A 20,679-nucleotide genomic window follows, 5' to 3' on the forward strand; every position below is an offset into this window, starting at 1 on the left:
CCCCGGTCACCGCGTATCCACGCCCAATCGGCCCCCTGCCGTAGGGTCCGGCACGCCCGTGCGTCAAACTGGTTTGTGATCGATCGCACTGTTTTACCGTCCGGCATCATGGAAACCACGCTTCCCTGAACAGGCCGACAAGGAGAGAACTCGTGGACGACGTTCTGCGGCGCGCCCCGCTTTTCGCGGCGCTCGATGACGAGCAGGCCGCGGAGCTCCGCGCCTCGATGAGTGAGGTGACCCTCGCGCGCGGCGACGCGCTGTTCCACGAGGGCGACCCGGGCGACCGCCTGTACGTGGTCACCGAGGGCAAGGTGAAGCTCCACCGCACCTCCCCCGACGGCCGGGAGAACATGCTGGCCGTCCTCGGCCCCGGTGAGCTCATCGGCGAGCTGTCGCTCTTCGACCCGGGCCCGCGCACCGCGACGGCCTCCGCGCTCACCGAGGTCAAGCTCCTCGGCCTCGGCCACGGAGACCTCCAGCCCTGGCTGAACGCCCGCCCCGAGGTCGCCACCGCGCTGCTGCGTGCCGTCGCCCGCCGCCTGCGCAAGACCAACGACCAGATGTCCGACCTGGTCTTCTCCGACGTACCGGGGCGCGTCGCCCGGGCGCTCCTCGACCTGTCGCGCCGCTTCGGCGTGCAGTCGGAGGAGGGCATCCACGTCGTGCACGACCTGACGCAGGAAGAGCTGGCCCAGCTGGTCGGCGCCTCCCGCGAGACGGTCAACAAGGCGCTCGCCGACTTCGCGGGCCGCGGCTGGCTCCGGCTCGAGGCCCGCGCCGTCATCCTGCTGGACGTGGAGCGGCTGGCGAAGCGCTCGCGCTGACGCCCCGGCCCGCCCGCACGCGGTGACCGAAACAGGCCACGGCATGCGGCACCGCCGCCGAGAAGGCCCCACCACCCGGTGGGGCCTTTCGCGTGCGCACACGCTCCCGTCAGATCAGGCCGTGCTCCGTCAGGTACTCCATCTGGGCCCGCACCGACAGCTCCGCCGCCGGCCAGAGGGAACGGTCCACGTCCGCGTACACCGCCGCCACGACCTCGACGGGCGTCCGGTGTCCCGCCTCCACGGCCGTCTCGACCTGGGCCAAGCGGTTCGCCCGGTGGGCGAGGTAGAACTCCACCGCGCCCTGCGCGTCCTCCAGCACCGGCCCGTGCCCCGGGAGGACGGTGTGCACCCCGTCGTCGACCGCCAGCGAGCGCAGGCGCCGCAAGGTGTCCAGGTAGTCCCCGAGCCGGCCGTCCGGGTGGGCGACGACCGTGGTCCCGCGCCCGAGGATCGTGTCGCCCGTCAGCACCGCCCGGTCGGCGGGCAGATGGAACGAGAGCGAGTCCGCGGTGTGCCCCGGGGTGGGGACGACGCGGAGTTCGAGCCCTCCCGTGGTGATCACGTCACCGGCCGAGAGTCCTTCGTCGCCCAGGCGCAGCGCCACGTCCAGGGCGCGCACCTTCGTGCAAGTGAGTTCGGCGAAGCGGGCCGCGCCCTCCGCGTGGTCGGGGTGCCCGTGGGTGAGCAGGGTGAGTCCGACGCGCTTCCCCGCCCTCTCGGCGGTGTCCATGACGGCCCGCAGGTGTACGTCGTCGAGCGGACCGGGGTCGATCACGACCGCGAGGTCGGAGTCCGGCTCCGCGACGATCCAGGTGTTGGTCCCGTCCAGGGTCATCGCCGAGGCGTTGGGGGCCAGGACGTTGGCCGTGCGGGCCGTGGCGGGCCCGGAGAGGACCCCGCCGCGGGGCTGTCCGGGGAGGGCGGCCGCGTCGCTCATGAGGGGTTCCCGTCCGTGCCTGTGCCTTCGGCGGGGGAAACGGGTCCGCCGGCCGTCGGGACGTGCCGGGTGAACTCGTCGTGCCCCGGCCAGCTCAGCACCAGCTCGTCACCCTCCATACGGGCCTCTGCCAGCACGGGAGCGAGGTTCTGGGAATCCGCTGCCTCCAGCGCCTCCGCGGCCGTCCCGTACGGCCTCAGCGCCCGCAGGGTGGCCACGGTGGGCGGCATCATCAGCAGTTCGCCCTTGTCGTAGCCGTCGGCGGCGTCCGCGGGACGGATCCACACCGTCCGGTCGGCCTCGGTGGAGGCGTTCCGGGTGCGCTGGCCCTCCGGGAGCGCGGCCACGAAGAACCAGGTGTCGTAGCGCCGCGGTTCGAAGGCCGGGGTGATCCAGCGTGCCCACGCGGCCAGCAGATCGGAGCGGAGCACCAGGCCCCGGCGGTCCAGGAAGCCGGCGAAGGACAGCTCGCGGTCGACGAGGGCCTGGCGGTCGGCCTCCCAGTCGGCGCCCGTGGTGTCACTCACGACGGTGTCGGCGGTCGGCCCCGCCAGCAGGACACCCGCCTCCTCGTACGTCTCCCGGACCGCGGCGCAGACCACCGCCTGGGCCTCCGCAGCCGAGTCGACGCCCAGCCGGCCGGCCCAGGTCTCCAGGGACGGGCCGGCCCAGTCGACGAGATGGTCGTCGTCGCGCGGGTCGACGCCGCCACCCGGATAGGCGTACGCGCCCCCGGCAAAGGCCATGCTGGTGCGCCGGCGCAGCATGTGGACGGACGGACCGGCGGTGCCCGGCCCCGAGGTGTCGTCCCGGAGCAGCATCACCGTGGCCGCACGCCTGGGGGCCACGGCCGTCAGCTCGCCGCTGGCGAGGGCCTGGATCCGGGCGGGCCATTCCGGTGGGTACCACTGACCGTTCGACATGGCCGGAGGCTATCCGGAACCGGGCCGATGTTCGAGGGGTCCGCAGATCGATGTCTGCCCCTTACACGCATGGCCGGCCCGACACGCATGACCCCGCCAGGGACATGACGTGCGCGATCCCGCCCGGTCGGGGACCGGACGGGATCGAGGAGTGCGGGATCGGGCGGTGCGGATCAGGCGTCGACGAGCTCGACCTGGACCTCGACCTCGACCGGCGCGTCCAGCGGCAGCACCGCGACGCCCACGGCGCTGCGGGCGTGCACACCCTTGTCGCCCAGCACGGCGCCCAACAGCTCGCTCGCTCCGTTGATGACGCCCGGCTGCCCGGTGAAGTCGGCAGCCGAGGCGACGAAGCCCACGACCTTCACGACACGGGCGATCCGGTCCAGGTCACCGGCGACCGACTTCACGGCCGCCAGGGCGTTCAGCGCGCAGGTCTTCGCGAGCTCCTTGGCCTCGTCCGCCGTCACCTCGGCGCCGACCTTGCCGGTCACGGCGAGCTTGCCGTCCACCATCGGGAGCTGGCCGGAGGTGTAGACGTACACCCCGGACCGCACGGCCGGCTGGTAGGACGCCAGCGGCGGTACGACGTCGGGGAGCGTCAGGCCGAGTTCGGCGAGCTTCGCCTCGACGGCGCCCGCCACTACGGCTTCTCCCGCTTCAGGTAGGCCACGAGCTGCTCGGGGTTGTTCGGGCCGGGAACGACCTGGACCAGCTCCCAGCCGTCCTCGCCCCAGGTGTCCAGAATCTGCTTGGTCGCGTGCACGAGAAGGGGCACGGTCGCGTATTCCCACTTGGTCATGAGCCGACTGTAATGCCTGGCACACGCGGCCTCGTGCGTAGCCTGCCTGCCGACTGGTTAGGCTCGAAGACGTGAGCAGGTTCCAGGTCGTCAGCGGCAAGGGCGGGACCGGTAAGACCACGGTCGCCGCCGCACTCGCGCTCGCCCTCGCGACCGAGGGCAGGCGCACGCTCCTCGTCGAGGTCGAGGGCAGGCAGGGCATCGCCCAGCTCTTCGAGTCCGATGCCCTCCCCTACGAAGAACGCAGGATCGCCGTCGCGCCGGGGGGTGGCGAGGTCCACGCCCTGGCGATCGACGCCGAGCGCGCGCTCCTCGACTACCTCCAGATGTTCTACAAGCTGGGCAGCGCGGGCCGGGCGCTGAAGAAGCTCGGCGCGATCGACTTCGCCACCACCATCGCGCCGGGTGTCCGGGACGTCCTGCTGACCGGCAAGGCCTGCGAGGCCGTACGCCGCAAGGACAAGCAGGGCCGGTTCGTCTACGACTACGTGATCATGGACGCGCCGCCCACCGGCCGCATCACCCGCTTCCTCAACGTGAACGACGAGGTGGCGGGGCTGGCGCGGATCGGCCCGATACACAATCAGGCACAGGCCGTGATGAGGGTGCTGAAATCGCCCGAGACGGCCGTCCACCTGGTGACGCTCCTGGAGGAGATGCCGGTCCAGGAGACCGCGGACGGCATCGCCGAGCTCCGCGCCGCCGAACTGCCCGTGGGCCGGGTCGTGGTGAACATGGTGCGGCCCCACCTGCTGGACGAGGAGGCGCTGCGCACGGCGTCGGGGGGCCGCCGCAAGGAGATCGCGAAGACGCTCACCCGGGCCGGCGTGACGGGTTCAGCCGCGCTGGTCAGGCCGCTGGTCGAGCAGGCCGCCGAGCATGCCCAGCGGGTCGGGCTGGAGCGGGAGCAGCGCGCGGTGCTCGCCGGACTCGGGCTGCCCATGGCCGAGCTCCCGCTGATGGGCGAGGGAGTGAGCCTGCCGGCGTTGTACGAGCTGGCGGAGGAGTTCCGCAAACAGGGTGTCGGCGACGAGACCGCGGACGCGGCGGGGCAGACGCCCCCGGGCGGGAAGCGACGCGGCTCCGGACGAGGGGTGGGGGCATGACGCCGGAGACGGACATCGCACCGGGGCTGAGGACGGACGCGCTCCTGGACGACCCGGCGATCCGCATCGTCGTGTGCTGCGGCTCAGGCGGCGTGGGCAAGACCACGACCGCTGCGGCGCTCGGCGTGCGGGCGGCCGAGCGCGGGCGCAAGGTCGTCGTCCTCACCATCGACCCGGCCCGCCGACTCGCCCAGTCCATGGGCATCGACCAGCTGGACAACGTCCCGCGCCGCGTCGAGGACATCGAGGGCGAGGGTGAGCTGCACGCCATGATGCTCGACATGAAGCGCACCTTCGACGAGACCGTCGAGGCGCACACGGACGCCGAGCGGGCCCGCGCGATCCTGGACAACCCCTTCTACCAGTCGCTGTCGGCCGGCTTCGCGGGCACGCAGGAGTACATGGCGATGGAGAAGCTGGGGCAGCTGAGGGCGCGCGACGAGTGGGACCTGATCATCGTCGACACTCCGCCGTCCCGTTCCGCGCTGGACTTCCTGGACGCGCCGAAACGTCTCGGCTCGTTCCTGGACGGGAAGTTCATCCGGCTGCTGATCGCTCCGGCGAAGATCGGCGGGCGGGCCGGGATGAAGTTCCTCAACGTCGGCATGTCGATGATGACGGGGACGCTCGGCAAGCTGCTCGGCGGCCAGTTCCTGCGCGACGTACAGACGTTCGTCGCGGCGATGGACTCCATGTTCGGCGGATTCCGTACCCGGGCCGACGCCACGTACAAGTTGCTCCAGGCGCCCGGTACGGCGTTCCTCGTGGTGGCGACGCCGGAGCGCGACGCGCTCCGTGAGGCCGCCTACTTCGTGGAACGGCTGGCCGCGGAGGAGATGCCGCTGGCCGGCCTGGTGCTCAACCGGGTGCACGGCAGCGAGGCCTCCCGGCTCTCTGCGGAGCGGGCGCTGGCCGCTGCGGAAAATCTTGAAGACGGCGGCATTGTGGATCAGGCGGCCGGGAAGGCTGGCCTTGGTGACCCGACGGACCCGGTGGCCGCCACCTCTCCCGAAGCCCCGGAGTCGCCCCTCTCCCCCGAGCACGACGACGAGTCCTCTCCGCACGAGCCGCTACAGCAGGAGCCGCCCCGGCACGACCGCACGTCGCGTACCCCTGAGCCGCAGAGCCGTGGCCGAAAGTCGACTGATCCGTCCGGGCCCCCCGCGGGCGCGGAGGCGGACGGGCACGACAAGGCCGACCCGGACCTTGCGTCCGTCGAGCAGCTGACCGCAGGCCTGTTGCGGCTGCACGCCGAGCGGATGCAGGTGGTCGCGCGCGAACAGCACACACGCGAGCGCTTCACCACACTCCACCCGGAGGTCCCGGTCACCGAGGTGGCCGCACTCCCTGGTGACGTGCACGACCTCTCAGGCCTCAGGGCCATCGGGGAACGGCTCGCGACCGGTTCCACCCCGGCCGGAGCTGCGTAGGGCCCACCACCGGGCCACCCGCACGGGCAGCCCCCGTGGCACTACCCCACGGCGGCGAACGTCTCGTGCAGCTCACCGTCGTGCAGATCGTCGTCGTGCAGGCCGTCCAGACCCACCGCTGCGGGCAGCATGCCCGTCGACCGCTCGTATTCGCTGCGCGCGGTCTCCAGCAGGCGGCGCCAGGAGGTCACGGTGGGCCGTCGCCTCAGCAGTGCGCGGCGCTCCCGCTCCGTCATTCCACCCCACACGCCGAACTCGACGCGATTGTCCAGCGCATCGGCCAGGCACTCGGTCCGCACCGGGCATCCGGTGCACACCGCCTTGGCCCTGTTCTGCGCTGCCCCTTGTACGAACAGTTCATCCGGATCGGTAGTGCGGCAGGCTGCCTGCGCACTCCAGTCGGTTACCCAGCCCATGCCGGCGCCGTCCTCTCCCGAATCGAGGCTCCCCCACGGCGGTAGCGGCATATTCACCGCTGCCAGTTGAGGACGTTACGGAAGGTGGCGACAGCGCAACACCCCCTTCGGGCCCAATCTTGAATGGCCCGAACGGACTATGCGTACGCGGCAGATCACCCAGGGGAGTGATGCGAGGACATGCGTGACTATCCCGACAGAATCGGGACAGGAACCCCAAAGCGCAACGGACATTCGGCGGCATACGAGGCGAATTCGGGAACGCCTCGGAAGGTGGCTGAATTCCGGTGAGGGCCGTGCAGAGGGGTTGATACGAAACCGGACTGCTGTGACAGTTGAGAGCAGCTTAGGCCAAGGCCTATACGTATGTCCGGCGAATGAGAACGTAGGCTGCCCCCATGCCAAAGAAGCGCTCAGGCGGGGGTCTGACGACGACCCAGCAGGCCGCCAAGTTCCTCGGTGTCGCCGCACTCTCCGGAGCTGTGCTGGCAGGCATCGCGCTGCCGGCCGCCGGCGCGCTCGGGCTCGCGGCCAAGGGGACGGTCGAGGGATTCGACGAGATCCCTTCCAACCTCAAGACACCGCCGCTGAGCCAGCGGATCACGATCCTGGACAGCGAGGGCGGGCTGATCGCGACGGACTACTCGCGCGACCGCACCGTCGTCCCGCTCAAGAACATCTCCCCGTACATGCAGGACGCGATCATCGCGATCGAGGACTCGCGCTTCTACGAGCACGGGGCGGTGGACCTCAAGGGCATCCTGCGCGCGATGAACCGCAACGTGCAGTCGGGCGGCGCCGCGCAGGGCGCCTCGACCCTGACCCAGCAGTACGTGAAGAACGTCTTCGTCGAGGAAGCGGGCGACGACCCGGAGAAGGTCGCCGAGGCCACCCAGCAGACCCTGGGCCGCAAGGTGCGCGAGCTCAAGTACGCGATCCAGGTCGAGGAGGAGCTCGGCAAGAAGAAGATCCTGGAGAACTACCTCAACATCACGTTCTTCGGGCAGCAGGCCTACGGGATCGAGGCGGCCTCCCAGCGCTACTTCTCCAAGCACGCCAAGGACCTGAAGCTGGAGGAGGCGGCGATGCTGGCCGGCCTCGTCCAGTCGCCGACCCGCTACGACCCGGTCAACGACGCCGAGGAGGCGACCAAGCGCCGCAACACCGTGCTGCTGCGCATGGCCGCCGTCGGCGACATCTCCCAGGCCGAGGCTCAGAAGGCCATCGACACCCCGATCAAGCTGAAGGTCAGCAAGCCGAACAGCGGCTGCATCACGGCCGTCAGCGGCGCCGGCTTCTTCTGCGACTACGTGCGCAAGACCGTCCTGAACGACCCTGCCTTCGGCAAGACCCACGAGGAGCGCACCAAGCTCTGGAACCTCGGCGGGCTCACCATCAGGACCACTCTCTCGCCGCGCGCGCAGAAAGCCGCCAACGAGGCCGCGACCTCGAAGGTCAACAAGGGCGACAAGGTCGCCGCGTCGGTGGTGCAGGTCGAGCCCGGCACCGGGAAGATCCTTTCCATGGGCCAGTCCAGGCCCTACGGCCTGGATCAGAAGAAGCACCAGACGATGCTCAACCTCGCCGTCAGCAACAAGATGGGCGGCAGCACCTACGGCTTCCAGGTCGGCTCCACCTTCAAGCCGATCACGGCCGCCGCGGCCCTGGAGAAGGGCATCAACCCGGCGCAGAGCTACAGCTCCGACTGGAAGATCTCGATGCCGATGGACTCCTATCGGAACTGCGCGGGATCACCGGTCGGCACCGGGAGCTGGGACCTCCAGAACGAGCTGGAGTCCGAGAAGGGCGCCTTCGACATGACGAGCGCGCTCGGCAAGTCGATCAACACCTACTTCGCCAAGCTGGAACAGCAGGCCGGACTGTGCGAGACGGTCACCATGGCGAAGAAGCTCGGCTACGAGCGGGGTGACGGCAAGCCCGTCTCGGACAGCCACCCGTCGATCACACTGGGCGGCACGGAGAGCACCCCGCTCGGGATGGCCTCCACGTACGCGGCGTTCGCCAACCGCGGCACGTTCTGCACGCCGGTCGCCATCGAGGCCATCACGGACGCGAACGGCAAGAAGCTCAAGGTTCCCAAGTCCTCGTGCTCGTCGGCGATGAGCGAGAAGACGGCCGACACCATCAACCACATGCTCAAGGGCGTCGTCGAGGACGGCACCGGCACCCAGGCCGGCCTGACGGACCGCGACAACGCGGGCAAGACCGGTACCACCAACGACCGCGTGGACGCCTGGTTCGTCGGGTACACGCCGAACCTCTCCACGGCGGTGTGGGTGGGTGCGGACGTCGGCAAGAAGGTGCCGATGTACGACATCACCATCGGTGGCCAGTACTACGACAAGGTCTGTGGCGGCTGCCTTCCCGGCCCCATCTGGAAGACCGCGATGACCGGCGCCCTGTACGCCTCGGAAACCCCGGCCTTCAACCCGGTCTCGGTGCCGCGCGCCAAGGAGAAGGAGGGGGACAAGGCGAAGGACAACGGCCGCGGCAGGGGCGACGGCCGCGACGGCAAGCCCGGCACCTCCGACCCCATCGGCGGGATCACCCTGCCGCCCGGCATCATCGGCGGGAACGACGGCGGCGGGCGCGGCGGCAACGGTCCCTGACCGTCACGCCCGTGCGACGGCCTTCCGGCGTCCGGGTCACGCGCCGACATCATGAAGGAGGGCGCCTCCCCTGACAGGGGAGGCGCCCTCCTTCTTCGTCATGCCGTACGTCCCGGCCCTCGTCATGCCGTACGCCCCACCGCATGCGCGGGTCGGCGGGTCCGGGCGCGCCCCGGCCGCCCGCCTCGCGCAGCCATCGCCCTCGTCGGCCCGCACCACACCCGGCGCAGGCGTGACGGACCTCACGTGACTCTTGGTGAGGAAAGCGGGACCCCACCCCGGTCGCGAATCAGAAAATTCCCCGCACAGAAGACTTTGCGACCAACGCATTTCACCGAGCGCAGTACCGGACCGTCCCGTTCCGGTCACTCCGAAAATAATGCGTGTGAAAATTCATCAAGCAGACCTATGATCGACCGAACAAAGCGGTGCGGACGATATCCGTGCAGCTGCGGAAGCACACAGGACGAGGACGTAAAGACGGTTGCGATTGATTGACAGGGCAAGAGTGGCCTCACTCCTGATAGTGACTTCTCTCGTGACCGCAGGTTGCGGATCCTCCCAGGATTCACAGTCCGGGGCCGGGATCGCGTTTCGGGATGTGAGGCCGGGGACTCCGCTCTTGGAGGTTGTGGACGAGGTGACAGCCGCAGGGCTGGGTCTGTCCCTCCGTGACGCGACCTTCCTGAACAGATACATACCTCCGGAACTGACCCGGGAGTACACGGTCTGCTTCACGGAGGACAAGCCGGACTACGGCGCGGTCGACCTGTTCGTGGTGCCCTCGGCGGAAGCCTGTCCCGCGGAGAAGGGTGCTGTCGTGCCCAGGCCTCCGGTCCCCGACGTCACGGGCAGGACCAGCGCCGAGGCCGCGGCGCTGATGGCATCCACCGGCTTCTCGCCCGACCGTATGACGGCCCAGGATCAGCGGGACCCCTCGGGGCGGCTCGATTCCGCAACGGCGAGGAATTGGCGGGTGTGCTCCCAGTCCCCTGCCGCGGGAAAACCGTTCCGGGCCGATGAAAAAGTTCTGATGCGCATCTCGGCGAAATGCCGCACCGCTCCGAAATCTCCGTCCGAATGATGAGGAAGAGAGATCTCTCAGGCTTCTTCAGTCACTCGATCCGCTTATCTGCATCTCACATGCCCAACGGGAAGAGGTCCATATGCGTAACGTCATGCGTGCCATAACCATCGCCTCCGCACTCGCGCTGGCGGGAGGAATCACGATGTCCTCGGCACAGGCCGACGACCCTGCCGTGAGCATCTACACCGCGTCCAAGCTGGGGCAGGCGAAGTTCGAACCGTACGGCGAGCACCTCTACGTCACGGACCTCGTCTCGGACGGGAAGTCGACCGTGGCCCGGCTCATCGTGCAGGGGGACACCACGTACTACTACTGGAACCGGACCAAGGCCGGTTCCACCCGCCACGTGGACATGTCCCTCCCCGAGGACCGCCACATCACCCTGGTGGCCTACACGGGCGTCTGGGACGGAACCACGACCGGTGGCATCCACTGGGACAGTTACGACCACATGATGGAGCACGTGACGACCTTCAGCTGATCCCGGTCGCCCGTGGGCCCGACGAGCTTCGAGCACGTCGGCCCACGGGCTTCGCGACGGGACGCCGGTCAACGCGACGTGGTCCGTGGGCTTCGCGACACCGGTGCGCAGGCTTCCGCGGCTGTGATCAGCCGGCGAGCAGCTTCTTCACCGTGGTGGCGACCCGGCCGCCCTCGGCGAGCCCCGCGACCTTGGGGCTGACGATCTTCATGACGGCGCCCATGGCCCGCGGCCCCTCGGCGCCGGCGGCCTTCGCCTCCGCGACGGCCTGCGCGACGATCGCGTCGAGCTCGTCGTCGCTGAGCTGCTTGGGCAGGTACGCGTCGAGCAGCTCGCCCTCCGCCTTCTCCCGCTCGGCCTGCTCCGTCCGGCCGCCCTGCGCGAAGGCCTCCGCCGCCTCGCGGCGCTTCTTCGCCTCCTTGGCGATCACCTTCTGCACCTCGTCGTCGGAGAGTTCGCGCGACGTCTTGCCGCTGACCTCTTCCTTGGTGATCGCGGTGAGCGTGAGCCGGAGGGTGGACGAGGTGAGCTCGTCACGCGCCTTCATGGCCGTGGTGAGGTCTTCCTTGAGCTTGGACTTGAGCGAGGTCATGCGGCGATTGTGACAGGTACGGGGCACTCACCGCCCGCCTGTTTTCGTCGCACCGCGCCGTTTCTGCGACGATGGGCCCATGCGCGCACGCTACGGAGTACCCCTGAAAGTCACGGCAGTCGGCGCAGCGGTCGGTGCCGCCGGCCTCGCCTACGCGGCCGGGTTCGAGGCCCGCTCGTTCCGCCTCCGCCGCATCACGATTCCCGTACTCCCGCACGGAGCACGCCCGTTGCGCGTGCTCCAGGTCTCCGACATCCACATGGTGAGCGGACAGCGCAAGAAGCGCGCCTGGCTGCAGTCGCTGGCGGGGCTGCGTCCGGACTTCGTGGTGAACACCGGTGACAACCTCTCCGACCCGGAGGCCGTGCCGGAGCTCCTCGACGCGCTCGGCCCGCTGATGGAGTTCCCCGGGGTCTACGTCTTCGGCTCCAACGACTACTACGGCCCGAAGCTCCGGAACCCGGTGCGCTACCTCCTGGAGAAGGCGCAGGGCAAGCACGGGCTCAACGGGAACGCACCGGCGGTCGACGTCGTCCACAACCCGTGGGAGCCCATGCGGGACGCCTTCGACGTTGCCGGCTGGCAGAACCTCTCGAACACGCGGGGCAGGATCAAGGCCGACGGGCTCGAGATCGCCTTCACCGGGCTGGACGACCCCCACATCAAGCGGGACCGGTACGCCGAGGTCGCCGGCGGCCCCGAGACGGGCGCGGACCTCTCGATCGGCGTCGTCCACGCCCCGTACCTGCGCTCGCTGGACGCCTTCACCGCGGACGGCTACCCACTGATCCTGGCGGGTCACACCCACGGCGGGCAGCTCTGTATCCCGTTCTACGGCGCCCTCGTCACCAACTGCGACCTGGACACGGACCGGGTGAAGGGCCTTTCCGGCCACACGGTGGGCGAGCGGCGCTCCTACCTCCACGTCTCCGCGGGCTGCGGCACGAACCGCTACACCCCGATCCGCTTCGCCTGTCCGCCGGAGGCGACCCTGCTGACCCTGACGCCCCGGGACTGAGCCCCCGGCCCTGCACGAAAACCGGATTTCGCCTCCGGGCGCGGGTGGGCTAAGGTTATCGATGTCGCCGGGACAACCGGTGGACATCGGGGTGTAGCGCAGCTTGGCAGCGCGCTTCGTTCGGGACGAAGAGGTCGTGGGTTCAAATCCCGCCACCCCGACAGCTGAAACACCAGATCAGGGGCCTGATCCACTTAGTGGATCAGGCCCCTGACTCGTTCCTGGGGGCGTCCTGGGAGCCGTTTCGGAGCCAAGTGCGGGAGGCGGCTCCCCGATCCCGGCGCTGCAGGGGCGCCGCCGCGCAGCAAGACGTTCAGGCTCCCCTGCCTCGAAGGGTCGCTCTGAGCGGGGCCTCGGCAGAGAATGCAGTACGGTCGCGCTCAGACGGGTAGGCACAGAGAGGAGGGTTCATGTCGTACGAACCGAAGCTCGCAGCGGCGCTGTCCGGCGCGACGATGGCCCAGCTCTCTCACTGGCGTCGCGCCTCAGGGGCGGGAGGCGCCGTCCTCGTCCCGGAGGTCTCGGCTCTACGGCCCATCCTGTACTCCTTCCGAGATGTCGTTGCACTGCGAACCTGCGTGCGCCTCCGGCAGGAGACCTCGCTGCAGCGGATCCGTCGCGCAGTGGACTCCCTCAGGGACGATCTGGGCGAGCGAGAGCACCTCTCGGCCTACCAGCTCGTCACCGACGGGGGCACGGTGTACCTGGCCGACCCTGATCATGCCGTCGACCTGATCGGCCGCAAGGGTGGCAAAAGCAACCTCGTCATCCACCAGCTCGTCGATGTTCTTGCCCCGTTCTATCGGAACGGCCGGCACATTCCCGACCTGCTGTCTCCCCGCCCAGATGTCGCCGTGGATCCATCCGTACGCGGCGGTGAGCCGGTGATCCGTGGCACCCGCGTCCCCGCAGCCGAGGTCGCAGCCCTGATCCGAGACGGAATTCCGCCGGAGCAGATCGCCGATTTCTTTCCCGGGGTCAGTGCCGGAGCAGCACTCGAAGCAACCGACTTCACCGATTACGTCGACAGCTACACCGGAACGTCAACCGGTGCTGGCGCAGGTGCGAGCCGAGGCGCCGCTTGAAACTGCTGCTCGACGAGAACGTGCCGCGTCCTATGGCCGACATCGTCCGCATCCTCCTCAAAGCTCATGACGTCCTGCACGTGCATGACCTGCCCGGATGGGCTGGCACCAAGGACATCGAGCTGTTCGAGAGGGCCCGCGCTGAGGGCTTCGACGCAGTCCTCACCAACGACACCAAGCAGATGAGCCGGCACCTTGAAGTCGCGGCGATCGCCGCATCCGGGCTCCATCGGATCGAGTACCGCCAGAACAACAAGCACGGCGGGCTGGTCGGCCTCGGCTCGGCCATCGCCACGGTCTGCGCGGGCCTCCCCCACGCTCTGGCCGAGCTATCGGTCGCAGACGGCCAACGTCTTGTCTCCCTCACCTCTGTCGACCCAACTCGCGCCACCCGTGTCCGCACCGTCGATCCTCAGGTGGACGCACCCAAATTCTGGCCCACGGGCTGACCCGCAAAGGCTGTTCCGACCGCGCCGTAACCTCGAAGTTCCAGACGGTGCCGTGCTCACGCGAAACCGACCTTCGCAGCCTCGAGGACCTTCTTGTTCGGGCTGGAGAAAATGGCGTACATGTTGTCGACTGCGGCGGTCGAGCGAAGCGTCAGTCGCGTGTGTCCCGACTGAGCGCCCGGGACGACCGTGATCGTGAGCTCGCCCCAGGTGGAAAACCTTCTGTACGTTCTCGTCACCTGCCCGAGGTCTGCGAGTGTCCGCACGTCCTTGAACCCTGCGGTAATGAGGCCCTGTTCGCAGCGGGTTAGCCACTCCTCGCGCTGCCCGGCGACCACGAGGACCTCCTCCATGCTCTTACGGATTCTGTTTGCCATATTGCGGAGGTCGCACCACCCGCGCGGCGGCCGGCCCCCGACGGCAGAAGGGCCTGCCACCTCTCCCGGGAGAGGTGGCAGGCCCTTCTGCCGTGCCGGACGGCACGAGGGCGGCGGCGAGAGTCCTCGACGCGCCGCCGGGGACGATCAGACGGTCGCCGCGGCGCCCTCGGCGACCTGGCGGAGCACCTCGGTCAGCGAGGTGACGACCTCGGCGTCGTCCGCCGGGTGGAGCTCGGCGAAGCGGGTCACGGATCCGGGGATGGAGAGCTTGACGTCCGCCAGGACCGCACCGCCCGCAAGGCCGGCCGCCTTGCGCGCCTCGTCCTGGGCCCACACGCCGCCGAACTGGCCGAAGGCGGTACCGACCACGGCGACCGGCTTGGCGGTCAGGGCGCCGGCGCCGTAGGGGCGGGACAGCCAGTCGATGGCGTTCTTCAGCACGGCCGGCATGGTGCCGTTGTACTCGGGCGAGAACAGCAGGAACGCGTCGGACCGGCCGGCCGCCTCGCGCAGCGCGGCGGCGGCAGCCGGGACGTCGCCCTCGACGTCGAGGTCCTCGTTGTAGAAGGGGACGTCGACGAGGCCCTCGTACAGCTCGACCTCGACACCCTCGGGCGCGTGCTTGACGGCCGCCTCGGCGAGCTGACGGTTGTGGGAGCCGGCGCGGAGGCTGCCGACGAGGGCGAGGATGCGTACAGACATGGGGGAAGCTCCCGGAAGACGGAGACTGCAGAAGTAGACGGACCAGGATCCCGCGAAACAACCGGACCACGGTCCGTTTAAAGTTGTACCACCTAAACGGACCGCGGTCCACTTACGGCCGCCCGGCGCTACCCTGAAGGCATGACCGCTCCCCTGCTCCCGCCGCCCGACCCTGGAGAGACGCGGACGAACCTCGCGCTCGCCGCCGTCGGCGGACCGGAGCTGCTGCGGGCGGACGCGGCACGCAACCGGGCCCTGCTGCTGGACGCCGCCTCCCGCCTCCTCGCCCGCTGCGGGGCGGCTGACCTCACCATGGAGTCGGTCGCCGCCGCCGCCGGAGTCGGCAAGGGCACCGTCTTCCGCCGGTTCAAGGACCGCACCGGCCTGCTCATCGCACTCCTCGACCACCGCGAGGCCCTGCTGCAGGCCGCCTTCCTCTCCGGGCCGCCGCCCATGGGCCCGGACGCCCCCGCGGCCGAACGGCTGCACGCCTTCGGGCCCGCCGTGATGCGTCACGAACGCGACCACCACGAGCTGATCCTGGCCTCCCGCACCGATCCGCTGCGCACCTACACCGTCCCCGCGCAGCGGCTGCGGCTCAGCCACGTCGCCCTGCTCCTGCGCCAGGCCCACGCGGCGGGTGAACCGGAGCTGCTCGCGCACACCCTGCTCGGGTCGGTCGACGCCCCCCTCGTGCACCATCTGACGTGCGAACGGGGGCTCCCCATCGACCGGTTGGAGGAGGGCTGGCACGACCTCCTCACCCGGTACGAGGTGGCGCGCTGAGCGAGGCGCGCACCTGGACCAGGGCATGCGTGCCACTGGTGCGCCATGCCCGGCCCGACGACTCCAGCCGCTCCAGGGACCGCGGTTCGAGCCCCACGACGACATCAGACTTCAGTGTGCGCAGCGCGGCGACGGGCCCCGGGAAGTACGCCGTGAGGTCGGCGAACGGGGTGGTGGCAGGCCAGAGCCGGTCCCCCACCAGGCGCCGGTAGTTGAGGTCGCCCTTCAGGATCGTGACCGTGGCGGCGGCGAGCTCCGCCCTGAGGTCCCCCGGCATCCGCTCGTACGGGAACGGGGCCCGGAAGAACGCGTGGGCACGCACGTCGAGCCGGCCCGAGCCCATGGCCGCCCAGACGCGCGAGCCGATCGCGCCCGCCTCGCCGGGTGCGCGGCTCAGCCGGCGCAGGCAGTCGACGACGTCGGCCGTCATCGCGTCCGAGACGTAGTAGGGGCACGGCTTGACGTGCAGCACCACCCGGTCGGCATGCCCGTGTCCGAGCAGGTGGTCGATGAGGACGAGGTCGGGGATCAGCTCGCGTCCGGTGTTGTCCGCGACGAAGGCGACCGTGGCCGGGGATCCGGGCGGCAGGAGGGACCAGAGCGCCGCACTGTCGTCGGCGACCAGGCGGGGATCCGCCTCGCCGGGTACGGATTCGCCCGAAGGCCCGCGGAAACCGAGATCGGCGCGGTTGCCCCAGAGCGAGGCCTGGAGGAGTGCGGTGGCCCGCTCGCCCGCGGGGACGCCTGCGAGATCGTCCAGCGCGCGGAGCTCCGCCTCGACCGCGTCGCCGCGGAGCTCGGCACGCTTGAAGGGCGCGAAGGGGTCGACGCCCTGCCATGGCCCCTCGTCGAAGTAGCCGACCGCGTCCAGGAGCCTGCGGTAGAAGTAGCTCTCCGACCAGAGGAACGGGGCGTCGAACCAAGGGCGTCCGACGTACTCCTCCCCCCACTCCAGCCAGAGCGCACGGTCCGGGCTGCCGGGGCCGAGCGGCTCGACGACGCCGTGGAGGACCTCGTCCAGCAGGGCGTCCAGGGCCCGGTGCTGCCCGGGGCCGTACGGGAAGGCGTCCCGCACCTGCGCGATCAGGGCCGGATGGCGTTCGGCCATGACGCCGCGGGCGAAGCTGCCCTGCTCCCGGCACGTGATCACCGGTGGGAGGCCGGAGTCCCGCACGGCCCCGGAAGTCACTCGCGTATCGCCCATGCGCCCCAGTCTGCCTGGTGAGGGCAGGCCGGACCCCCGGCCCCGGTCGCGCGTGTCCACCACCTGCGCGGCCACCGCGGTCCAACGGCCCCGGCCGGACGGGCACATGGAAGAACGAGGCCTGGTTACGATATGCAGCGGTTCAGCTGACTCACCCCAGGAAAGGGATCCCCTACCCATGCCGGCCGAGACGTTCGAGTTTCAGGTAGAAGCGCGCCAGCTCCTGCAGATGATGATCCATTCGATTTACTCGAACAAGGATGTATTCCTGCGTGAGCTCATCTCCAATTCTTCGGACGCGCTGGACAAGCTGCGACTGGAATCGCTCCGCGACGAGAAGATCCAGGCGGACACGTCCGACCTGCACATCGCCATCGAGGCCGACCAGGAGGAGCGCACCCTGACGGTGCGCGACAACGGCATCGGGATGTCGCACGACGAGGTCGTGCAGCTCATCGGGACGATCGCCAATTCCGGTACGGCGAAATTCCTCCAGGAGCTCAAGGAGGCCAAGGACGCCGCCGCGTCCGAGGAACTGATCGGGCAGTTCGGTGTCGGGTTCTATTCCAGTTTCATGGTCGCCGACGAGGTCACCCTGCTGACCCGGCGTGCAGGCGAGGCCGAGGGAACCCGCTGGCGGTCCACCGGCGAGGGCACGTACACCGTCGAGACCGTCGACGACGCCCCCCAGGGCACCTCGGTCGTCCTGCGTCTCAAGCCCGAGGACGCCGAGGACAAGCTCTTCGACTACACCTCGCCCTGGAAGATCAGGGAAATCGTCAAGCGCTACTCGGACTTCATCACCTGGCCCATCCGCATGGCCGCGGCCGCGGGCGAGGAGGGTGCGGAACCCGAGGCCGAGACGGTCAACTCGATGAAGGCCCTGTGGGCGCGCTCCAAGGACTCCGTGACCGACGAGGAGTACAGCGAGCTCTACAAGCACATCAGCCACGACTGGACCGACCCGCTGGAAACCATCCGCATGCAGGCGGAGGGAACCTTCGAATACCAGGCCCTGCTCTTCCTGCCGGCCCACGCGCCGCAGGACCTGTTCATGCAGGACCACAAGCGCGGCGTCCAGCTCTACGTGAAGCGCGTCTTCATCATGGATGACTGCGAAGCGCTCATGCCGACCTATCTCCGCTTCGTGAAGGGCGTGGTCGACGCCCAGGACCTCTCGCTGAACGTCTCGCGCGAGATCCTCCAGCAGGACCGCCAGATCGAGATGATGCGGCGCCGCCTGGTCAAGAAGGTGCTCTCGACGGTCAAGGACATCCGGTCCAAGGCCCCGGAGAAGTACGAGACGCTCTGGAAGGAATTCGGCCGGGTCCTCAAGGAAGGGCTCTTCCAGGACTTCGAGAACCGTGACGCCATCCTGGAGATCTCCTCGTTCGCCTCGACCCAGGACGACGAAGGGCTGACCACCCTGCGGGCGTACGTGGAGCGGATGAAGGAGGGGCAGGACCAGATCTACTACATGACGGGCGAGTCGCGCGCGGCCATGGAGAGTTCGCCCCACATGGAGGCCTTCCGCGCCAAGGGGTTCGAGGTCCTTCTGCTGACCGACCCCGTCGACGAGGTCTGGGTCCAGTCGGTTCCCGAGTTCGACGGCAAGCCCCTCCAGTCCATCTCCAAGGGCGAGGTCGACCTGGACACCGACGAGGAGAAGAAGGAGGTCGAGGCCGAGCGCGAGAAGCAGCAGCAGGACTACGCCGGGCTGCTGGCCTGGATGACCGAGCAGCTCGGTGACACCGTGAAGGAGGTCCGTCTCTCCTCACGCCTCACCGTCTCGCCCGCCTGCATCGTCTCGGACACGCACGATGTCACCCCGGCCCTGGAGAACATGTACCGCGCCATGGGCCAGGAGGTGCCGCAGATCAAGCGCATCCTCGAACTCAACCCCTCGCACGCGCTGATCAGCGGACTGAAGAAGGCCCACGCCGAGCAGAGCGCCGAGAAGGGCACCACCGACGAACTGGCCGAGACGGCCGAGCTCGTCCACGGCCTGGCGCTCCTCTCCGACGGGGGCGAGCTGAGCGACCCCTCGCGCTTCAGCAGGCTGATGGCGGACCGTCTGGAGCGCACGCTGTAGACCCGGACCGCCCCCGCACGCACGACGGCCGCCAGGATCCCTGGCGGCCGTCGTGCGTGCGGTGCGGCGTCAGGTGTGAAGCCGACGAGGGACAGGCGGGCGGCGGGACGGCGCCGCGGTTCGAACGGGTGGCGCACCCCTTGAGATGACGCAGCGGAGTCACACGGGGTGACGGAAGGACCCGGAACTTCACCTTTTCGAGGGCCCGTCGGGGGTTTATCTACGCGCGGAGCATCGTCTACCGAACGATCCTTCGGGCATATCAGACGACTTTCCCCGCGCCCATTACCGCCGGGTACCGGGAGCTGCTAAAAACATGCTCGCCCCACGAACTCCCCACTCGTCCCCCACACTTCGAAGGGCTGGCAGCCATGTCAGTACGAACCTTCCGGGCGTCCGTCTTCACTCTCGCGATCGCCGCCGTGGCCGCACTCGGCGTCGCACAACCAGCATCCGCCGCCGGCGGCAACTACGTCGCTCTCGGTGACTCCTACTCCTCCGGTGTCGGCGCCGGGAGTTACACCTCCGAGAGCGGCGACTGCAAGCGCAGCACCAACGCCTACCCGTACCTCTGGGCGAACGCGAACAGCCCGTCGTCCTTCTCCTTCGTCGCCTGCTCGGGCGCCACCACGAGCTCCGTCGCCAGCGGCCAGCTGGGGGCGCTGAGTTCGTCGACCACGCTCGTCAGCCTCACCGCAGGCGGCAACGACGTCGGGTTCGCGGACGTCATGCAGACATGTGTCCTGCAGAGCGAGGCCACCTGTGTGAGCCGGGTGGACACAGCGGTCTCCCAGATGCAGAGCTCGCTGCCGGGCCGGCTCGACTCCCTCTACGCGGGCATCCGTTCGCGTGCGCCGCAGGCCCATGTGGTGGTCCTGGGGTACCCGCGCTTCTACAAGCTGTCGGGGACATGCATCGCCGGTCTCACCGAGACCGAACGCGGGGCGATCAACAACGCGTCGGACGTGCTGAACGGAGTGCTCGCCAAGCGGGCGGCAGACGCGGGGTTCACCTTCTCCGGCGTGGCCGACGAGTTCACCGGGCACGAACTCTGCTCGGGTGACGCGTGGATCCACAGCGTGTCCATCCCGGTCACCAACTCGTACCACCCGAAGGCGATCGGGCAGTCGAACGGATACCTGCCCGCCTTCAGATCTGCGGCGTAACGCGCGTCGAGCGGTCCGCCCGGATCACGCGGCGGTGCCCCCACCGGATCCACCGGGGGCGCCGCCGCACCCGGGCGGTGCCTGCGGGGGCCCCGGCCGAACCCCCTCGGGCCAGGGCTCAGTACCGCTCGACCAGGTGCCCCCGGCCGGCCGGGGGCTCGTAGGGCTCGGGCCAGAAGTCCGTCACACCGGTGATCCTTCCTGCGGCGTCGAAGGTGAAGAAGTGAACGGCGTGCCTCTCCTCCGCACCGACGGTGAACAGCGTCCGGACTGCGGCCTGCCGGCCTTCCCCGTCGGCCACGATCCGCTCGATCCGGACACGCCGGTGGCCGGGACACTCCTGGTTGAACCGGAGGTAGCGCTCCTTGCCCAGAATGCGCTCACGGCTCTGCGGCAGGTCGTACACCAGGTCGTCGGCGAGAGTGGCGGCGAACGCCTCCCAGTCACGGGCGTCCGCCGCTGCCCGGTACGCCTCGACGGCGGCACGCACCCCGGCCGTCGCCCCTGTGGCACCGGCTCCGCCGGCTGTCTCCGTCATGCTCCCGATGATGACGCCCGCCACT

General features: G+C 69.4%; 22 protein-coding genes and 1 tRNA gene. 13 read left to right on the forward strand and 10 right to left on the reverse strand.

Translation table 11 applies throughout. The annotated features are described in order from the left end of the window. Positions 1-152: 152 nt before the first annotated feature. Positions 153-827: a Crp/Fnr family transcriptional regulator gene (locus tag ACFC51_RS21210; RefSeq protein WP_031090867.1), complete on the forward strand. Its 675-nt coding sequence runs from the start codon at positions 153-155 to the stop codon at positions 825-827. 109 nt (positions 828-936) lie between these two features. Here ACFC51_RS21210 and ACFC51_RS21215 read toward each other — a convergent pair whose 3' ends face one another. The 4 genes from ACFC51_RS21215 to ACFC51_RS21230 form a co-directional block, all read right to left on the reverse strand. Beyond that, positions 937-1,767: an MBL fold metallo-hydrolase gene (locus tag ACFC51_RS21215; RefSeq protein ID WP_376368702.1), complete on the reverse strand. Its 831-nt coding sequence runs from the start codon at positions 1,765-1,767 to the stop codon at positions 937-939. Beyond that, the gene (locus ACFC51_RS21220; RefSeq protein ID WP_376368703.1) at positions 1,764-2,690 is read right to left on the reverse strand and encodes an NUDIX hydrolase; all 927 of its coding nucleotides are present in this window, start codon (positions 2,688-2,690) and stop codon (positions 1,764-1,766) included. The genes ACFC51_RS21215 and ACFC51_RS21220 overlap by 4 nt, the downstream gene beginning before the upstream one ends. A gap of 173 nt (positions 2,691-2,863) precedes the next feature. Beyond that, entirely contained in the window at positions 2,864-3,334 is a 471-nt protein-coding gene (locus tag ACFC51_RS21225) for a RidA family protein (protein WP_376368704.1), read from the reverse strand. Continuing rightward, positions 3,334-3,492 carry a DUF4177 domain-containing protein gene (locus ACFC51_RS21230; protein ID WP_019992579.1) on the reverse strand — a complete coding sequence of 53 codons (159 nt, stop codon included), beginning with the start codon at positions 3,490-3,492 and terminating at the stop codon, positions 3,334-3,336. Before ACFC51_RS21230 ends, ACFC51_RS21225 begins: the two co-directional genes overlap by 1 nt. Before the next feature lie 71 nt (positions 3,493-3,563). On the opposite strand from ACFC51_RS21230, the gene ACFC51_RS21235 reads away from it, so the two are divergent. Continuing rightward, on the forward strand, positions 3,564-4,598 hold the full coding sequence (locus tag ACFC51_RS21235) for an ArsA family ATPase (protein WP_376368705.1): 1,035 nt from the start codon (positions 3,564-3,566) through the stop codon (positions 4,596-4,598). Further along, entirely contained in the window at positions 4,595-6,028 is a 1,434-nt protein-coding gene (locus tag ACFC51_RS21240; protein ID WP_376530192.1) for an ArsA-related P-loop ATPase, read from the forward strand. The genes ACFC51_RS21235 and ACFC51_RS21240 overlap by 4 nt, the downstream gene beginning before the upstream one ends. A 41-nt stretch (positions 6,029-6,069) precedes the next feature. Here ACFC51_RS21240 and ACFC51_RS21245 read toward each other — a convergent pair whose 3' ends face one another. Beyond that, positions 6,070-6,444: a WhiB family transcriptional regulator gene (locus ACFC51_RS21245; protein WP_376530194.1), complete on the reverse strand. Its 375-nt coding sequence runs from the start codon at positions 6,442-6,444 to the stop codon at positions 6,070-6,072. Between the two features lie 398 nt (positions 6,445-6,842). Here ACFC51_RS21245 and ACFC51_RS21250 point away from each other — a divergent pair, with 398 nt between their 5' ends. The 3 genes from ACFC51_RS21250 (at position 6,843) to ACFC51_RS21260 (ending at position 10,642) form a co-directional block, all read left to right on the forward strand. Further along, positions 6,843-9,074: a transglycosylase domain-containing protein gene (locus tag ACFC51_RS21250; RefSeq protein WP_376368708.1), complete on the forward strand. Its 2,232-nt coding sequence runs from the start codon at positions 6,843-6,845 to the stop codon at positions 9,072-9,074. A gap of 508 nt (positions 9,075-9,582) precedes the next feature. Then, the gene (locus ACFC51_RS21255) at positions 9,583-10,158 is read left to right on the forward strand and encodes a PASTA domain-containing protein (RefSeq protein WP_376368709.1); all 576 of its coding nucleotides are present in this window, start codon (positions 9,583-9,585) and stop codon (positions 10,156-10,158) included. 94 nt (positions 10,159-10,252) lie between these two features. Then, positions 10,253-10,642 carry a hypothetical protein gene (locus tag ACFC51_RS21260; protein WP_376368710.1) on the forward strand — a complete coding sequence of 130 codons (390 nt, stop codon included), beginning with the start codon at positions 10,253-10,255 and terminating at the stop codon, positions 10,640-10,642. Between the two features lie 127 nt (positions 10,643-10,769). Here the strand turns inward: ACFC51_RS21260 and ACFC51_RS21265 are convergent, their stop codons facing one another. Then, the gene (locus ACFC51_RS21265) at positions 10,770-11,234 is read right to left on the reverse strand and encodes a GatB/YqeY domain-containing protein (RefSeq protein ID WP_376530196.1); all 465 of its coding nucleotides are present in this window, start codon (positions 11,232-11,234) and stop codon (positions 10,770-10,772) included. Between the two features lie 79 nt (positions 11,235-11,313). Between ACFC51_RS21265 and ACFC51_RS21270 the strand changes: the two genes are divergently transcribed. The 4 genes from ACFC51_RS21270 to ACFC51_RS21285 all read left to right on the forward strand — a co-directional run bounded on the left by ACFC51_RS21270 (position 11,314) and on the right by ACFC51_RS21285 (position 13,786). Continuing rightward, positions 11,314-12,252 carry a metallophosphoesterase gene (locus tag ACFC51_RS21270; protein ID WP_376368712.1) on the forward strand — a complete coding sequence of 313 codons (939 nt, stop codon included), beginning with the start codon at positions 11,314-11,316 and terminating at the stop codon, positions 12,250-12,252. A gap of 87 nt (positions 12,253-12,339) precedes the next feature. Then, positions 12,340-12,413, forward strand: a tRNA-Pro gene (locus ACFC51_RS21275). Between the two features lie 249 nt (positions 12,414-12,662). Then, entirely contained in the window at positions 12,663-13,337 is a 675-nt protein-coding gene (locus ACFC51_RS21280) for a DUF433 domain-containing protein (protein ID WP_355119006.1), read from the forward strand. Next, positions 13,334-13,786, forward strand: coding sequence for a DUF5615 family PIN-like protein (locus tag ACFC51_RS21285; RefSeq protein WP_355119004.1), 453 nt, complete (start codon positions 13,334-13,336; stop codon positions 13,784-13,786). Before ACFC51_RS21280 ends, ACFC51_RS21285 begins: the two co-directional genes overlap by 4 nt. A gap of 56 nt (positions 13,787-13,842) precedes the next feature. Here the strand turns inward: ACFC51_RS21285 and ACFC51_RS21290 are convergent, their stop codons facing one another. Together ACFC51_RS21290 and ACFC51_RS21295 are read right to left on the reverse strand one after the other, a co-directional pair. Next, a complete protein-coding gene (locus ACFC51_RS21290; RefSeq protein ID WP_376530200.1) occupies positions 13,843-14,139 on the reverse strand; it encodes a hypothetical protein in 297 nt (98 codons plus the stop codon). A 171-nt stretch (positions 14,140-14,310) separates the two neighbouring features. Then, positions 14,311-14,868: an NAD(P)H-dependent oxidoreductase gene (locus tag ACFC51_RS21295; RefSeq protein WP_376381259.1), complete on the reverse strand. Its 558-nt coding sequence runs from the start codon at positions 14,866-14,868 to the stop codon at positions 14,311-14,313. A 141-nt stretch (positions 14,869-15,009) separates the two neighbouring features. Between ACFC51_RS21295 and ACFC51_RS21300 the strand changes: the two genes are divergently transcribed. Further along, positions 15,010-15,654, forward strand: coding sequence for a TetR/AcrR family transcriptional regulator (locus tag ACFC51_RS21300; RefSeq protein WP_376530203.1), 645 nt, complete (start codon positions 15,010-15,012; stop codon positions 15,652-15,654). Here ACFC51_RS21300 and ACFC51_RS21305 read toward each other — a convergent pair. Then, positions 15,629-16,858, reverse strand: coding sequence for a damage-control phosphatase ARMT1 family protein (locus tag ACFC51_RS21305; protein WP_376530205.1), 1,230 nt, complete (start codon positions 16,856-16,858; stop codon positions 15,629-15,631). The genes ACFC51_RS21300 and ACFC51_RS21305 overlap by 26 nt on opposite strands. 178 nt (positions 16,859-17,036) lie before the next feature. Here ACFC51_RS21305 and htpG point away from each other — a divergent pair, with 178 nt between their 5' ends. Together htpG and ACFC51_RS21315 are read left to right on the forward strand one after the other, a co-directional pair. After that, complete coding sequence (htpG, locus tag ACFC51_RS21310; protein WP_376530208.1) at positions 17,037-18,950, forward strand: molecular chaperone HtpG; 1,914 nt, start codon at positions 17,037-17,039, stop codon at positions 18,948-18,950. A 371-nt stretch (positions 18,951-19,321) separates the two neighbouring features. Next, the gene (locus ACFC51_RS21315) at positions 19,322-20,116 is read left to right on the forward strand and encodes an SGNH/GDSL hydrolase family protein (RefSeq protein WP_376367962.1); all 795 of its coding nucleotides are present in this window, start codon (positions 19,322-19,324) and stop codon (positions 20,114-20,116) included. 118 nt (positions 20,117-20,234) lie between these two features. Here the strand turns inward: ACFC51_RS21315 and ACFC51_RS21320 are convergent, their stop codons facing one another. Continuing rightward, positions 20,235-20,654 (reverse strand): nuclear transport factor 2 family protein, encoded by a 420-nt coding sequence (locus ACFC51_RS21320; RefSeq protein ID WP_376367960.1) that lies wholly within the window; start codon positions 20,652-20,654, stop codon positions 20,235-20,237. Positions 20,655-20,679 lie beyond the last annotated feature (25 nt).

This window comes from Streptomyces sp. NPDC055962 (assembly GCF_042270185.1).
In the GTDB taxonomy this organism is placed as follows: domain Bacteria; phylum Actinomycetota; class Actinomycetes; order Streptomycetales; family Streptomycetaceae; genus Streptomyces.